The sequence below is a fragment of the Janthinobacterium sp. FW305-128 genome, from assembly GCF_020858135.1.
In the GTDB taxonomy this organism is placed as follows: domain Bacteria; phylum Pseudomonadota; class Gammaproteobacteria; order Burkholderiales; family Burkholderiaceae_D; genus Janthinobacterium.
In genome coordinates, this window is sequence record NZ_JACYMK010000014.1 from 200557 (window position 1) to 215719 (window position 15163).

Below are 15163 nucleotides of genomic sequence, written 5' to 3' on the forward strand. Positions count from 1 at the left end.
TCGCTGCTACGCCGGCAACAATAAACAACCCCTTATTGTACAATAGCTTCTTGGCGTTATCGCTCCCTTATCGCTCCCTTTTGTTGCTTTACTACTCCCATGTCAAAACTCTGGCAAGCCCGCTTCTTTACGACCGTCAACCAATTGCGTGACCTGCCCGATACCACGGTGCCGGAAATCGCCTTTGCCGGCCGCTCCAATGCCGGTAAATCGACCGCCATCAACATCTTGTGTAATCAGAAAGGCTTGGCGTTCGCCTCCAAGACACCTGGCCGTACCCAGCACATCAACTACTTCTCCATCGGCGGCGCCCACGTGGCGCAGCACCGCAAGGATGCCACCATCGTCGAAGAGATCGAATGCCTGCTGGTCGACTTGCCGGGCTACGGCTACGCGGAAGTATCGGGCTCGGCGAAATTGCACTGGCAGCGCCTGCTGGGCGACTACGTGCAGCGCCGCGAACAATTGGCCGGTTTGATCCTGATCATGGATTCGCGCCGCCCGTTCACCGACCTGGACATCCAGATGCTGGAATGGTTCGCCCCGACGGGCAAACCGATTCACTGCATCCTGACGAAAGTCGATAAACTGAACCGCAATGAATCGGTGAATGCCTTGCGCCAGGCGAAAGCCAAGCTAGACAGCTACGTGGATGAAGACGGCGTCGGCTTCCCGTTCACCGTGCAACTGTTCTCGGCCCTGAAAAGAGTCGGCATCGACGAAGCCAACGACAAGATCATGGAACTGGCCGGCATCAGCGAAGACGGCGCGGCCCAGATGGTCGACCTGATCGACATGGAAGACGACGTCGAGCCGGAGTCGGACAAGCCGGCTTGATCGACATCAACGCTGCGTAAAAAAAGGCTGCCCGTTCACACGGTGCAGCCTTTTTTATTGCGCGGGCGCCGGGCGCCTAGCGCCGTCCCGGCCCAGGCCGCTTCTCGGAAAAGAATTCCTGGCGCAGGAAGGCGCTCAGCTCGGCCGTATCTTCCACGCGGGCGCTGAGGTTGACGTTGCGCCCCAGGCGCCGCGATTCCCAGACGAAATCGCCGGGCTTTTCGGCACGGATCAGCTGGATCATCTTCTTGATGATGGCCGTTTCGATATCGGGCTCATTGCCCAGTTCCACTTTTTCCTGCTTCAGCCAGTTGCGCTTGAAGTTGCCGTTCCAGCCCTTGAACTTGACTTCGGCGCTGAACGAGGTCTGGTTGACGATGGAAAACACGCCGCCCGAATCCTCGCGGTCGCTGCCGGAATTGCGTCCCTGCGCACCGGCGATATTCGCCTTGGCCACGCGCATGGCGCGGTCGTTTTCGCTTTCCTCGGCCGGCGGCGCGGGGTTCTGCGCCTCGCGCTGCTTGCGGCGCTGCTCGATCATCGAACTCATGTCTTCAGCGGGCGGCGGCGGCAACGGCACTTTCGATACCAGCGGCGGCGTGTAGGTTTCCAGTTTCGGTTTATCGCGCGGCACGTCTTTTGTGACCACGCGCTTGCTCGGCGCCGGCGGCGGTTTCACCTTGGCCACTTTCGTGTCCTTCGGCTTGGGCGTGGGCTTGGGCTGCGGCTTCGGTTGCGGCTTGTCCTTCAGCGGCGCGATGTAGACCATCGCGCTTTCCTTCTTCGGCGGCGGAATCTTTTCGATGGTGTCGCTGCGCAACAGGACATAGGCCGCCAGCAGCACGTGCAGCAAGACGGACACGCCAAGCGCAACCTTGCGCGTGGTGCTGGTCTTGGACCCGTAGGCCGGAGGTGGCTGGATCACTTGCCCGCAGGTGGGGCAAACATCGGAATCGGCAGCCAACAAATGGGTCGTGTCATGCAAAATGAATCGTGCTTTCTGTGTAGCGAAGAAATAACATTACAGGGCAGCCATAGTGCCAGAGTCCCTTGCTTTTGGGAACACTTCCTCGGCCTTTCCAACCCGCAGCGTACAGGATAGCGACATTCCTTGCAGCGCTGACCAGAGTACCCGAGCCATCCCTTGACGGTTGTTACCGTATGTATCACTGCCCATACAAAACCGGCGCCCCATTCACGCAGAAATGGGACGCCGGTCACGGGTCATCAGTCACACATGCGCTCAAGCCTTGTTGTCGAGCGCCACCAGTTGCTCGTCCGTCATCGGCCCCGTGCCGCTGTACTTGTCCAGGAATAAATAGATGACGGGGGTGATGAACAGAGTAATCACTTGTGAAAACAGCAATCCGCCGACCACGGCCAGCCCCAGCGGCTGGCGCAGCTCGGCGCCGGCGCCCAGGCCCAGAGCGATCGGCAAGGCGCCCATCAGGGCCGCCGCCGTCGTCATCATGATGGGACGAAAACGCAGGATGCAGGCCTGGCGGATGGCCTCTGCCGGCGCCAGCCCCTCGTTGCGCTGCGCATGCAGGGCGAAGTCGATCATCATGATGGCGTTTTTCTTGACGATACCGATCAGCATCAAAATGCCGATGATGGCGATCATGGTCAGGTCCATGCCGAACAGGCGCAAGGTCAACAGCGCGCCCACGGCCGCCGACGGCAAGCCGGCCAGGATGGTGAGCGGGTGGATATAGCTTTCATACAGCACGCCGAGCAGCACATAGATCACGCCCAGCGCGGCAATGATGAGGATGATCTGACTCGATTGCGAGCTCTGGAACACGGCCGCGTCGCCGCCGTAGCGCGTGATGATGGAGGCCGGCAAGCTCATGTCCTTGGCCATTGCGTCGATCTTGCCCGTGGCGATCCCCAGCGGCACGTCCGGCGCCAGATTGAAGGCGATGGTGACGGCCTGCAACTGCCCCTGGTGGTTGACGGAGGTGGGGCCGATCGTGCGTTCCACGTAGGCAATGCTCGACAATTTCACCAGTTCGCCCGACTTGCTGCGCACGGACACGCGCGTGAGCGCATCGTCATACTGGCGGTCCGCCGTGGCCGCTTCCAGGATCACGTAATAACTGGCCGCCGACGAATAGATGGTCGACACTTGCCGCTCGCCAAAGGCGCTGTACAGTGCCGTGCGGATATCGGACATCTGCACGCCCAGCAGGTTGGCCTTGTCGCGGTCGATCCGGAGCGATGCCTGCAAGCCCTTGATCTGCGAATCGCTGGTGACGTCGCGGAAGGCGGGATCGGTGCGCATGCCTGCAATGAACTTTTCCGCCCAGTCATTCAGGGCGTCGGGACTGACGCTTTGCAAGGTGTACTGGTAGCGGCTCTTGCTCTGGCGCCCGCCCAGCTGCAAGTTTTGCACGGGCCGGAAATACACGGCCATGCCGGGCACGGTGCCCGCCGCGCGGCGCAGGTTTTCCAGCACCACGGGCATTTTCGGGCGCTCGCTGCGCGGTTTCAAGACCATGAACATGCGGCCCGTGTTGCCGCCGCCGACGAACGATGTCACGTCCTGCACGCTTGGGTCCGCCTTGAGCACGGCCGCCACGCGGGCTTGCAAGTCCTGCAATGCCGCGGACGAAATATCTTCCGACGCTTCCGTATTCACCTGGATCTGGCCCAGATCTTCCTCGGGGAAGAAACCTTTGGGAATGGTCGCGTACAGCAGCACCGTCAGCGCAAAGGTGCACACGGCAACGAACAGCACCACATTGCGGTGCGCCAGAGCCTTGTCGAGCAGATGCACATAGCCGTTGCGCAATTTCGTAAAGCCGGCTTCGAAATGGCGGCCGATAAAGGTTTTCTCGCCATGACTGGGGTCGCTGTCATTGTGCTCGCGCGAGTCGGCCGGCAGGAAGCGGCTGGCCAGCATCGGCACCAGGGTCAGCGACACGACGGCGGACACCAGCACGGCCAGCGAAACGACGACGGCGAACTCGTGGAACAGCAAACCGATCACGCCCGGCATGAAGAAGATGGGGATGAACACGGCCACCAGCGAGACGGAAATCGAGATGATGGTAAAGCCCATCTCTTTCGCCCCTTCCAGGGCCGCGCGTATCGGTTTCTTGCCCATCTCGATATGGCGCACGATGTTTTCCAGCACCACGATGGCATCGTCGACGACGAGACCCACGGCCAGGGTAATGCCCAGCAGGGACACGTTGTCGAGGCTGTAGCCGAGCCAGTACAGCAGGGCCAGCGCACCGAGCAGCGAGATCGGCATGGTGACGGCCGGAATGAAGGTCGCGGCCGCGCGGTGCAGGAACAAAAAGATCACCAGCACCACCAGCACCACCGTCAGCGCCAGGGTCAGATTGACGTCGTGGATGGCTTCGCGGATCGACAGCGAACGGTCGTTGACCAGGCTGATTTGTATCGACTGCGGCAATTGCTCCTTGAAGCCCGGCAGCAAACGGCGCACGCCATCGACCACTTGCACGGTGTTGGCGTCCGGCTGGCGCTGCACCATCAGGCTGATCGAGCGCTCGCCGTTGAAACTGCCGACGGACTTGATCGATTGAAAGCTGTCTTCCACCTCGGCCACGTCTTTCAGGCGCACGGGCTGGCCGTTGCGGCTGGCGATGATCAGTTCGGCAAAATCAGCCGCTTTCATCATTTGCGGATTACCCTGGATAGTCAGGGTCTGGCTCGGACCGTCAAGGATGCCCAGCGGGGAATTCGTGTTCGAGGTGCGCAAGGCAACAGCCAGCTCGTCCATCGTCAGGTTGCGCGCATTCATCAGGTCGGCACGGGCGCGCACGCGCACGGCGAAGCGTTTCTGGCCATTGACGATGACCTGGGCGACGCCAGGCAGGGTCGACAGGCTGGGCGCGATCAGGTTTTCCGCGTAATCGTTAAGGTCCGACAAGTTCAGCGATGGCGACGTCATCTGGATGAACAGCACCGGCGCATCGGCCGGATTGACCTTGCGGTAAGACGGCAAGTCCGTCATTTCCGTCGGCAACTGGCGCTGTGCGCGCAGCAGGGCCGCCTGCACGTCGACGGCCGCCTCGTTGACATTGATGCTGGCGTCAAACTCCAGGGTCAGCGAGGTATTGCCCAGCGTGCTCGTGGACGTGATCAGACTGAGGCCTGAAATGGTGGAAAACTGTTTTTCCAGCGGCAAGGCCACCGACGAGGCCATGGTTTCCGGGCTGGCGCCGGCCAGGTCGGCGCTGACGTTGATGACGGGCGTGTTGTAGCTCGGCAAGGCCGCCACGGGAATTTGCAGGTAGGCCAGCACGCCGGCCAGGATGATGGAGAGGGATAGCAACACCACCATGACGGGGCGGCGGATGCTCAGTTCGGACAGGTTCATGCTGGCTTGCCCTGCGCTGCGGCGGCGCCGTCGGCAGCCTTGTGTTTTTCCGCCAGGCGCACCTTGCTACCCGGGCGCAAGTTCTGCTTGCCGTCGACGATGACTTTTTCATCGCCCGCCAGGCCGGTGACGACGGCGCTCGGTCCGAATGCATACACGCGGGTAATCTTGCGCATCTTGGCCGTGTTGTCCGCTTCCATCGAGTACACGAAGGTGCCGGCGGTACTCGTGATGATGGCGTTTTGCGGGATCACCAGCGCATCCTTGAGCGTGCGCACGGTCAGCTGCGTATTCACGTACTGGCCAGGCCACAGGTCGGTGCCGCCATTGTTGAAGCGCGCCTTGACCTTGATGACGCCCGTGGCGGGGTCGACGGCATTGTCGATAAAGTTCAGTTTGCCATCGAGCTGCTTGCCGCCCGCGTCCGACAACAGGGCCGTGACGGGTACCTCGCCCGCCTTTTGCGCCGCCAGCAAGCCCGACAGGCTGCTTTCCGGCAAGGTGAAGACCACGTCGATCGGGTCGAGCTGGGTGATACTGGTGAGCGATGTGGCCGGCTGCACCAGGCTGCCCGCGTAGACATTGATGGCGCCCACCCGGCCCGCCTGCGGCGCGCGCAGGACCGTGTAGCTGGAATCGACCTGGGCGGCGCGCAAGGCGGCCTGGTCGGCGGCCAGCAAGGCGCGTGCCGCGTCGAGCTGGCTTTGCAGCGTGTCCACGGCGCCCTGGGCGATGAAATTCTTGCTCAACAAATCCTGGTTGCGCTTGAGCTGGCGTTCGAGATCGGCTACCGAGGCGCGGTCGCGCAAGACCTGCGCCTGCGCCTTGTCGACGTTCGCATGCTCGCTGCGCGCGTCCAGCGTAAACATCAGCTCGCCCTGCTTGACGAACTGGCCTTCGCGGATGTGCACCTTGGTAATCGTGCTGGTCGTCTGCGGATGCAAATCGACGCTGCTGATCGGCGTCACGCTGCCATTGGCTTGCAGCAGCATCGGCACATCCTGGCGCACCGGCGCGACCACGCTCACCGTCGTCGGCGCCTGCCCGCCCTTGCCCCCTTTGCCATCCTGCCCAGCGGCCGCTTTGCCTGGCTGATGATTGAAATACCAGATGCCGCCACCGATACACAGGGCCGCACCCACGAGGATTGCCAGACTAGTCTTTTTCATTGTTCTGTCATGCTGTCGCAGCGCGGGGCTGCAGGTTGAATGTAGGTGCCAGGGAGCCTAAAGCACAATATTGTCGCACGGAAATGCTCACTTTCCTGCGTAATACTCTGGCACGATGAGGGTGACTTCCAGTCCACCGTCGACGTGATTGGCCAGCAAAACGGTGGCGCCGTGCTGCTCGGCGATATTGCGCGCGATGGTCAGGCCCAGGCCCGTACCGCCCGATTCGCGCGAACGCGAGGTCTCGATGCGATAAAACGGTTCGAACACCTTGGCCAGCTGATCTGGCGCAATCCCCGGCCCGCCATCGCGGATGCGGATGCGCGCCGCGCCGGCGATGCGCTCGACGGTCACCTGCGCGTACTGGCCATATTTGACGGCATTGTCGATCAGGTTCACCAGGCAGCGCCGCATGGCGATCGGGCGCGCCATCAAGGCCATGCCGGCCTGCCCGGCCAGGGTCACATTCTGGCCCGCATCGGCCGCGTCGGAGCAAACGCTATCCAACAGCGAATCGAGATCGAGCGCCTGCATCGCTTCCGTGCTATCCATCGAACGGGCCAGGTCCAGCCCCTCCTTGACCATGCTCTGCATGGCCGACAGGTCGCCCACCAGGCGGTCATACAATTCCGTATCGGCCACTTTTTCCAGGCGCAGGCGCAAGCGCGTCAGCGGCGTCTGCAAGTCGTGCGTGATGGCAGCGAGCATCTGTGTACGCTGGGAAATATGCTGACGGATACGCGCCTGCATGGCATTGAAAGCGGCGCTGGCCTGGCGGATCTCGCTGGCGCCCGACAGGGTCAGCGGCGGATGGTTGATGTCGTTACCGAGGTCTTTTGCCGCCTGCGCCAGTTGCTTGAGCGGGCGCATGGTCATGCGCGTGACCAGGTAGGCGAGGATGGCGATGCTGATCAGGAAAGGCAGCAGGGTCATCCAGTCGTTATGTTCATTGAACGGCGGCTGCTGGCGCGGCGGCAAGACCATCAGGCGCAACACGTGGCCATCCTGCATGCGCACGTCGAGGTTTTCGCAGGTACCGCCCCATGGCTTGGCGGAAAACATGCCCGGCGACTGGCGCGGCTTGACACAGGCTTCCGGGCGTTCGGCCAGCGCGCTGACCTTGAAGCCTTCGCCCAATTTGGCTTGCAGGGCGGAGGAAAATTCCGTCGGCTTGCCCGGCACATGCTCGACGTCGGGACGCAATTCCAGGCGTACGCTGCCCTTGTTGGCCACCTTCAGGTACGCGGCGCGCGAGGCCAGCGGCACCACGTCGGCCGCCATCACCAGCTGCTCGGCCCGCTCGACGGCGTGGTAGTCGCGGTATTGCTCGATGGCGCGCTGGCGTTCGCCCACGGCCAGCCACTGCGTCAGCGCGGCCGAAGCGACGATGCCGATCAGCAAAAACATAAAGACACGGCCCGTCATCGATCCCAGGAAGGCCTTCACGCGTGCGGCTCCACATTGACCTGGCCGGCCAGCACGTAGCCGCCGTTGCGCACGGTCTTGATGATTTGCGGCAAGCGGGCATCTTCACCGAGCTTTTGCCGCAGGCGGCTGATCTGGATATCGATCGAGCGGTCGAACGGGTCCGCGTCGCGCCCCTGCGTCAGGTTCAGCAGCTGGTCGCGGTTGAGCACGCGGTTCGGGTGCTCGAGGAACACGCGCAGCAAGCGAAATTCCGCGCCCGACAGCATGATCACCAGGCCGCTGGGATTGAGCAGGTGGCGCGCCGTCAAGTCGAGGGTCCAGCCGGAAAAGCGGATTTGCTGCGCCTTGTCCGACGGGACGTTCGACGGCATGGCATGGCTGCGGCGCAAGACACTGCGTATGCGCGCCAGCAATTCGCGCGGCTCGAACGGTTTCGGCAAATAATCGTCGGCGCCCATCTCCAGGCCCAGGATACGGTCCAGCGGCTCATTGCGCGCCGTCAACATGATCACCGGCACCGTCGATTGGGCGCGCAGCTTGCGGCACAGGGTCAGGCCGTCGTCGCCGGGCAGGTTCAAGTCGAGCACGATCAGATCGGGCCGCGTTTCATCGAGGATTTTCCACATGGCCGTGCCATCCGCCGCGCCCAGGGTGCGGTAGGCGTTCGTTTCCAGGTAGTCCGCCAGCAAGCTGCGGATATCGCGGTCGTCGTCAACGATGAGAATTGTAGAAGTGGGTTCCATGGTACGAATTATCCCCACTTCCCCCGCCCTTGCACAACGCATTTGTATCGTCTTGTATATAGAAGACCCGAAGAAACATATAGATACAAACTGTCTGGCAGCGGACACTTCGGGGAAACATGGCGCGTCCAACATGGCTTCATGTGCAGCAACATGTACATCCCTCACTTTTACAAAGGAATCCAGATGAACGCCTCAATGACAACCTTGCGCAAGAATTTGATCATCGCCATGAGCGTACTCGGCATGGGTGCGGCATCGCTGACCGTCCACGCCCAGGAAGCGGCCGCCAGCGCGCCTGCGGCCAGCACCAAGATGCAACATGAAGGCCAGCGCGGCCAGCACCGCGACGGCAACCCGGCCGAACGCATGGCCAAGTACCAGGCCCGCCTGCATGACAAGCTGAAGCTGACGGCCGCGCAGGAACCGGCCTGGGCCACCTTCACGGCCGCCAATGCGCCGAAAAAGCCGATGGGCGACTGGAAAGCCAGGCACGAAGCGATGGCCAAGCTGTCGGCGCCGGAGCGCATGGAACAATGGATCGCCATGTCGAAGGAACGCATCGCAGACCAGGAAAGCCGCCTGGCCTCGTTGAAAACCTTTTATGCCGTGCTGACGCCGGAGCAAAAGAAAGTGTTTGATGACAGCGTGCCTGGCGGCAAGCATGGTGGCCATCGCGGTGGTCATCATGGCATGCAGCAGCATCCGAAAGCAGGGTAAATCGTAGGTCGGATTAGCGGCAACGCCGCGTCATCCGACAACATGGTTGACGTATGCGGTGGCGTCGGGTTACGCCCTGACGGGCTAACCCGACCTACCCGACCTGCCCCTCCTACTGCTCGAGCTTGCGCAACGAAGTCAGGAAGGTGGCAGCGTTCTGGAAGCCGATCACGCGCGACTGGGCGATTTCCTGCCCCTGCGGGTTGAACATGATGATGCCCGGCGGGCCGAACAGCTGAAAACGTTTCAGCATGGCCTTGTCGTCCGCGTCATTGGCCGTCACGTCCACCTGCAGCAGCACGGCTTGCCCCATCTTCGCGCGCACGGCGGGGTCGACGAAGGTCAGCTTTTCCATCTCGATGCACGACACGCACCAGTCCGCATAAAAGTCCAGCAAGGCCGGCTTGCCACCCAGCTGCGCCAGTGCCGCATCGAGCTGCGCCACGGTCTTTACCCGCGTAAACGGTTGTGCGTGCACCTGGCCACCGCCGAGGTGTGCCAGCGGCGCCAGCGGATCGCGGCCACCGCTGGCCACGCCGACCAGCTGCATCGCGCCCAGCACGGCAAACACGAGGCCGAAGGCCTTGGCCACCCAGGCGTGTTGCGCGCCGCTCTTGCCCACCAGCAGATACATGCCGTAGCCGACGAACAAGACCGTCCATCCCAGCATTTGCACGGCACCCGGCAGCACGGGCGAGACCAGCCACCAGGCCACGCCCAGCTGCAGCACGCCAAAGAAGCGTTTGACGGCATCCATCCACGCGCCGGCGCGCGGCAGCAAGGTGCCGGCCGACACACCCACCAGCAGCAGCGGCACGCTCATGCCCACGGCCATGGCAAACAGGGCGCTGCCGCCGATGACGACGTCGCGCGTCTGGCTGATGTACAGCAAGGCGCCGGCCAGCGGCGCGGCCACGCAGGGCCCCACGATCAGCGCGGAAATGGCGCCCATGACGAACACGCCCGCCAGGCGGCCCGACGATTGCTGGTTCGATACGCTCGTCAGCTTGCCTTGCAGGAAAGCCGGCACTTGCAGCTCATAAAAACCGAACATCGACAAGGCCAGGCCCGCCATCAGCAAGGCAAAGAAGCCCAGCACCCACGGGTTTTGCAGTTGCGCCGCCAGGCCTTCACCCGCCAGGCCAGCCGCCACGCCCAGCGCCGTGTAGACGATGGCCATGCCCAGCGCGTAGGTCAGCGACAGCAGCAAGCCGCGTGAGCGGCTGACCTTGGCGCCATCGCCGATGATGATCGACGACAAAATCGGCACCATCGGCAGCACGCACGGCGTAAACGCCAGCCCCAGGCCCAGCAGCATGAACAGGGGCACGATGACGAGCAGCTTGCCGCCCTTCAGGGCCGCCTCGATCTTGCCCATCTCGCTTTGCGCGGGCGCGGCGCTTGCCGCCACGGGCGCCGCCGCTACCGGCTCTGGCGTGCTGATAATATCGGCCTGGGGAATGCTCAGCACGGACACGCCGGGCGACGCCTGCGCCTGCGGACCGTTGACGGCCGCCGTGTCGACTGCGGGCGCGGCGGGCAACGCGAATTTCGACGGCAGGCCGGCGCCGGGCGCCACGCTCTGGCCGCCGCCCCCGCCCACCAGCTGGGCTGTCGCATCCTGCGGCGCATAGCACAGGCCCTTGTCGGAGCAGCCCTGTCCCGTCGCCTTCAGGGTGAACGCCCCGGCCGCCGCAACGGGAATGGTGATGGTCAGGGTCTTGCGGAAGGTTTCCACATTCTTCTGGAAGGTGTCGTCAAACTTGACCTTGCCAGCCGGATACACGGGCGTGCCCAGCTTGGCGCCCACGGCCTCGAACTTGAAGCGCTCGTGGTACATATAGTAGCCGTCGGCGATCACGTAGGTGACGGCGATGGTGGACGGATCCTGCATGCGGGCGGAAAACTTGAACGCCAGTACCGGATCGAGGAACTCATCGTCAGCGCGGGCATGACTGGCGCCGAAGACGGCCATGGCCAGCAGTAAACAGGCGGCAAGCCAGATCAGCAATTGATGTAATGGAGCGGCGCGCGCGGAGGCGCTGGAGGGGAAACGGGACATGAACTACCTTTTCGACCATTCGACAGAGGACGCGCGGAGCAGGCAGCGCTTGTGCCGGGCCGGCGCGAAAGAAGAATAGTACACCGCTGAAAGGATAGCTGCAGCAGAAAACAAAAAAGCCAGGCTAGGCCTGGCTTTCTCAGATGCAATTACTGGGATTACTCGCCAGCAACTTCAACTGCTTCGGTCGTATCTGGACGATCCATCAGTTCAACGAACGCCATAGGAGCGTTATCGCCGACGCGGAAACCCATTTTCAGGATACGCACATAACCACCGTTACGGTTGGCGAAACGTGGGCCCAGTTCAGCGAACAGTTTGACGACCATTTCACGGTCGCGCAGGCGGTTGAAGGCCAGACGCTTGTTTGCCAGGGAGTCGGTTTTGCCCAGGGTCAGAATTGGCTCGACAACGCGGCGCAGTTCTTTTGCTTTTGGCAGGGTGGTTTTGATCGCTTCGTGACGCAGCAGCGATACTGTCATGTTGCGCAGCATTGCCAGACGGTGGGACGAGGTACGATTCAGTTTACGGAGGCCGTGACCGTGACGCATGATAAATCCTTTCGGTGAGTGTTTAAATTCCAGCTCTTCGATCAATGAGGCAGAAGCTTCATCGCGGGCCGGTTTGGTACTACAAAATAAAAGCCTGGGACACCTGTCCCAGGCAGTTTGCTACAACTACGAATTACTTTTCCAGGCCGGCAGGCGGCCAGTTTTCCAGCTTCATGCCCAAGGTCAAGCCGCGCGATGCCAGCACTTCCTTGATTTCGTTCAGGGACTTGCGGCCCAGATTTGGCGTTTTCAGCAGTTCGTTTTCCGAACGTTGGATCAGGTCGCCGATGTAGTAGATGTTTTCCGCTTTCAGGCAGTTTGCCGAACGCACGGTCAACTCCAGGTCGTCGACTGGACGCAACAGGATAGGATCGACCAGCGGAGCGCGCGATGGCGCTTCGGCGGCAGCTTCCGTGCCTTCCAGGGCAGCGAACACATTCAACTGGTCCACCAGGACGCGGGCCGACTGGCGGATCGCTTCTTCCGGCGAGATCACGCCGTTGGTTTCGATGTTGATGATCAGCTTGTCCAGGTCGGTACGCTGTTCAACGCGGGCCGATTCAACGAAGTACGATACGCGGCGCACTGGCGAGAACGATGCATCGAGAATGATGCGGCCGATGGTCTTGTTCGTGTCTTCCGACAGGCGACGCACGTTACCAGGAACGTAGCCGCGGCCTTTTTCAACCTTGATCTGCATGTCCAGCTTGCCACCAGCGGTCAGGTGGGCGATCACGTGGTCAGGGTTGATCAGTTCGACGTCATGCGGCAGGTCGATGTCGGAGGCCAGGATCGCGCCTTCGCCTTCTTTTTTCAGGGTCAGGGTTACCGAATCGCGGTTGTGGACTTTGAAAACCACACCCTTCAAGTTCAGCAACAGATCGACGACGTCTTCTTGCACGCCATCGAGGGAGGAATATTCGTGGACGACGCCAGCGATCGTCACTTCGGTCGGCGCGTAGCCCACCATCGACGACAGCAGAACGCGGCGCAACGCGTTACCCAATGTGTGGCCATAGCCGCGCTCGAACGGTTCCATCACGACCTTGGCGTGACCTGCACCGAGAGCTTCAACATCGATAATACGTGGCTTCAACAAACTGTTTTGCATGAAATGTCCTTTTCAATACCCTCGGCTCATTACACCGATAAGGCTGATGGCATTAGTGAAACGCCCACTTTACAAAAGCAAAGTGGGCGGAGATCTTGCTACTGACTACTATTAACGCGAGTACAGCTCGACGATCAGCGATTCGTTGACGTCGTTAGCGATTTCGTTACGCTCTGGCAGGGACTTGAAGGTACCTTCCATTTTCTTGGCATCAACCGAAACCCAGCTAGGCATACCAACTTGTTCAGCCAGCGACAGTGCTTCAACGATACGCACTTGCTTTTTCGATTTTTCACGAACAGCAACGATGTCGCCAACTTTGACTGCGTACGAAGCGATGTTCACAACGATACCGTTCACGGTGAACGCTTTGTGGCTGACCAATTGACGCGCTTCAGCGCGGGTCGAGCCAAAGCCCATGCGGTAGCAAACGTTGTCCAGACGCGTTTCCAGCAACTTCAACAGCGTTTCGCCGGTGTTGCCTTTACGACGGTCTGCTTCAGCGAAGTAGCGGCGGAATTGACGTTCCAGCACGCCGTACATGCGCTTGACTTTTTGCTTTTCGCGCAGTTGGTTACCGTAGTCCGAGGTGCGGGCGCCGGATTTGACACCGTGCTGGCCTGGCTTGACGTCCAGTTTGCACTTGCTGTCCAGCGAGCGACGGGCGCTCTTCAGGAACAGGTCTGTACCTTCACGGCGGGAAAGTTTTGCTTTAGGTCCGATATAACGTGCCACGATACTTCCTTTTTTTAAATGATAACGCCCCAGCCACATGCATGATCAAACACACTGATGCGGTTAGGCGCTAGTCTGATTTGGTTTCAATCAGACGGTGGCTGAAAACGAAAAACCCGTCAAACAGAATTTGACAGGCAAGAACAGCCGGGCAGTATAACCGTTTCCGGCTCCCTGCTCCAGCGTTTTCACACAACTGTACTGAGTTACAACAGACAGCAAAGCAGCTGGCGCCGAAGCGCCCTCTGCAACACTATCTTAGATACGACGACGTTTCGGTGGACGGCAACCGTTGTGCGGTACCGGCGTCACGTCCTGGATCTCGGTGATCTTGATGCCCAGGTTGTTCAGCGCGCGAACGGCGGATTCACGACCAGGACCTGGGCCCTTGATACGTACTTCCAGGTTCTTGACGCCACACTCAACAGCCACTTTACCAGCGGCTTCCGCCGCGACCTGCGCTGCGAACGGGGTCGATTTACGCGAACCCTTGAAGCCTGCACCGCCGGAGGTAGCCCACGACAAGGCATTGCCTTGACGATCGGTGATGGTAATGATGGTGTTATTGAACGATGCGTGGACATGTGCGATGCCTTCAGCGACGTTCTTTTTAACTTTTTTACGCACGCGTGCTGATGCGGCGTTATTTTGCGACTTAGCCATAATTATTCCCTAGCGGATTATTTTTTCAGCGATTGAGCGGCTTTACGCGGTCCCTTGCGGGTACGTGCGTTCGTACGCGTACGCTGGCCACGGCAAGGCAGACCCTTACGATGACGCATGCCGCGGTAGCAACCCAGATCCATCAAACGCTTGATGTTCATGGACAGTTCACGACGCAGATCGCCTTCGACGATGAATTTACCTACTTCATCGCGCAGCTTTTCCAGTTCGCTGTCATCCAGATCTTTGATCTTTTTGTTGGTTGCTACACCGGTCGATGCACAGATTTTCTCTGCGCGTGGACGGCCCACACCGTAGATGGCCGTCAGGCCGATAACGGTATGCTGATGATTTGGGATATTAACCCCTGCAATACGTGCCATTTGTTATTCCTCGATTAACCTTGACGCTGCTTGTGACGTGGTTCCACGCAGATTACGCGGACTACGCCTTTGCGCTTGATGATCTTGCAGTTGCGGCAGATCCGCTTGACTGATGCGAGAACTTTCATTTTGGGGCTCTTTCTTTCGCTTCTTTGGTTTGATTCAGTGTGTTACTTGGTACGGAACACAATGCGGGCTCGGCTCAGGTCGTACGGCGTTAACTCCACCGTCACCTTGTCTCCAGGGAGAATGCGAATATAGTTCATCCGCATTTTACCTGAAATATGCCCGAGCACCACGTGTCCGTTCTCCAGCTTCACTCGAAATGTTGCATTTGGGAGATTCTCAAGAATCTCGCCCTGCATCTGTATGACGTCGTCTTTTGCCATTCGGTATGTTTACCGCGC

Annotated in this window: 15 protein-coding genes; 2 read left to right on the forward strand and 13 right to left on the reverse strand. The window is 60.6% G+C overall.

The window, feature by feature from the left end; translation table 11 throughout:
* Nucleotides 1-99 precede the first annotated feature (99 nt).
* Nucleotides 100-837, forward strand: a complete 738-nt coding sequence (yihA, locus tag IGS60_RS25890; protein ID WP_070221698.1) for a ribosome biogenesis GTP-binding protein YihA/YsxC — start codon at nucleotides 100-102, stop codon at nucleotides 835-837.
* Nucleotides 838-913: 76 nt separating this feature from the next.
* On the opposite strand, the gene IGS60_RS25895 is transcribed toward yihA, so the two are convergent.
* The 5 genes from IGS60_RS25895 to IGS60_RS25915 all read right to left on the reverse strand — a co-directional run bounded on the left by IGS60_RS25895 (nucleotide 914) and on the right by IGS60_RS25915 (nucleotide 8531).
* On the reverse strand, nucleotides 914-1762 hold the full coding sequence (locus tag IGS60_RS25895) for a hypothetical protein (RefSeq protein ID WP_083287974.1): 849 nt from the start codon (nucleotides 1760-1762) through the stop codon (nucleotides 914-916).
* A 318-nt stretch (nucleotides 1763-2080) separates the two neighbouring features.
* Nucleotides 2081-5191: an efflux RND transporter permease subunit gene (locus tag IGS60_RS25900; protein WP_070292331.1), complete on the reverse strand. Its 3111-nt coding sequence runs from the start codon at nucleotides 5189-5191 to the stop codon at nucleotides 2081-2083.
* A complete protein-coding gene (locus tag IGS60_RS25905) occupies nucleotides 5188-6360 on the reverse strand; it encodes an efflux RND transporter periplasmic adaptor subunit (RefSeq protein WP_230506604.1) in 1173 nt (390 codons plus the stop codon). Before IGS60_RS25905 ends, IGS60_RS25900 begins: the two co-directional genes overlap by 4 nt.
* 87 nt (nucleotides 6361-6447) lie before the next feature.
* Complete coding sequence (locus tag IGS60_RS25910; RefSeq protein WP_070292329.1) at nucleotides 6448-7806, reverse strand: ATP-binding protein; 1359 nt, start codon at nucleotides 7804-7806, stop codon at nucleotides 6448-6450.
* The gene (locus IGS60_RS25915) at nucleotides 7803-8531 is read right to left on the reverse strand and encodes a response regulator (protein ID WP_034753223.1); all 729 of its coding nucleotides are present in this window, start codon (nucleotides 8529-8531) and stop codon (nucleotides 7803-7805) included. Before IGS60_RS25915 ends, IGS60_RS25910 begins: the two co-directional genes overlap by 4 nt.
* Nucleotides 8532-8717: 186 nt before the next feature.
* Here IGS60_RS25915 and IGS60_RS25920 point away from each other — a divergent pair, with 186 nt between their 5' ends.
* Complete coding sequence (locus IGS60_RS25920; protein WP_230506605.1) at nucleotides 8718-9251, forward strand: Spy/CpxP family protein refolding chaperone; 534 nt, start codon at nucleotides 8718-8720, stop codon at nucleotides 9249-9251.
* A gap of 112 nt (nucleotides 9252-9363) precedes the next feature.
* On the opposite strand, the gene dsbD is transcribed toward IGS60_RS25920, so the two are convergent.
* The 8 genes from dsbD to infA form a co-directional block, all read right to left on the reverse strand.
* Nucleotides 9364-11313: a protein-disulfide reductase DsbD gene (gene dsbD, locus IGS60_RS25925; RefSeq protein WP_268994203.1), complete on the reverse strand. Its 1950-nt coding sequence runs from the start codon at nucleotides 11311-11313 to the stop codon at nucleotides 9364-9366.
* A gap of 158 nt (nucleotides 11314-11471) precedes the next feature.
* Nucleotides 11472-11864, reverse strand: a complete 393-nt coding sequence (gene rplQ / locus IGS60_RS25930; RefSeq protein WP_034753219.1) for a 50S ribosomal protein L17 — start codon at nucleotides 11862-11864, stop codon at nucleotides 11472-11474.
* A gap of 133 nt (nucleotides 11865-11997) precedes the next feature.
* Nucleotides 11998-12975 (reverse strand): DNA-directed RNA polymerase subunit alpha, encoded by a 978-nt coding sequence (gene rpoA / locus IGS60_RS25935; protein WP_008444343.1) that lies wholly within the window; start codon nucleotides 12973-12975, stop codon nucleotides 11998-12000.
* Nucleotides 12976-13086: 111 nt separating this feature from the next.
* Entirely contained in the window at nucleotides 13087-13710 is a 624-nt protein-coding gene (rpsD, locus tag IGS60_RS25940) for a 30S ribosomal protein S4 (RefSeq protein WP_010394478.1), read from the reverse strand.
* Between the two features lie 258 nt (nucleotides 13711-13968).
* Nucleotides 13969-14373, reverse strand: a complete 405-nt coding sequence (gene rpsK / locus IGS60_RS25945; protein WP_010394475.1) for a 30S ribosomal protein S11 — start codon at nucleotides 14371-14373, stop codon at nucleotides 13969-13971.
* Nucleotides 14374-14390: 17 nt separating this feature from the next.
* On the reverse strand, nucleotides 14391-14756 hold the full coding sequence (gene rpsM, locus IGS60_RS25950) for a 30S ribosomal protein S13 (protein ID WP_046681666.1): 366 nt from the start codon (nucleotides 14754-14756) through the stop codon (nucleotides 14391-14393).
* 14 nt (nucleotides 14757-14770) lie between these two features.
* Nucleotides 14771-14884: a 50S ribosomal protein L36 gene (gene rpmJ / locus IGS60_RS25955; RefSeq protein ID WP_010394471.1), complete on the reverse strand. Its 114-nt coding sequence runs from the start codon at nucleotides 14882-14884 to the stop codon at nucleotides 14771-14773.
* Nucleotides 14885-14926: 42 nt separating this feature from the next.
* Nucleotides 14927-15145, reverse strand: coding sequence for a translation initiation factor IF-1 (infA, locus tag IGS60_RS25960; protein ID WP_005663428.1), 219 nt, complete (start codon nucleotides 15143-15145; stop codon nucleotides 14927-14929).
* Between the last annotated feature and the right edge of the window lie 18 nt (nucleotides 15146-15163).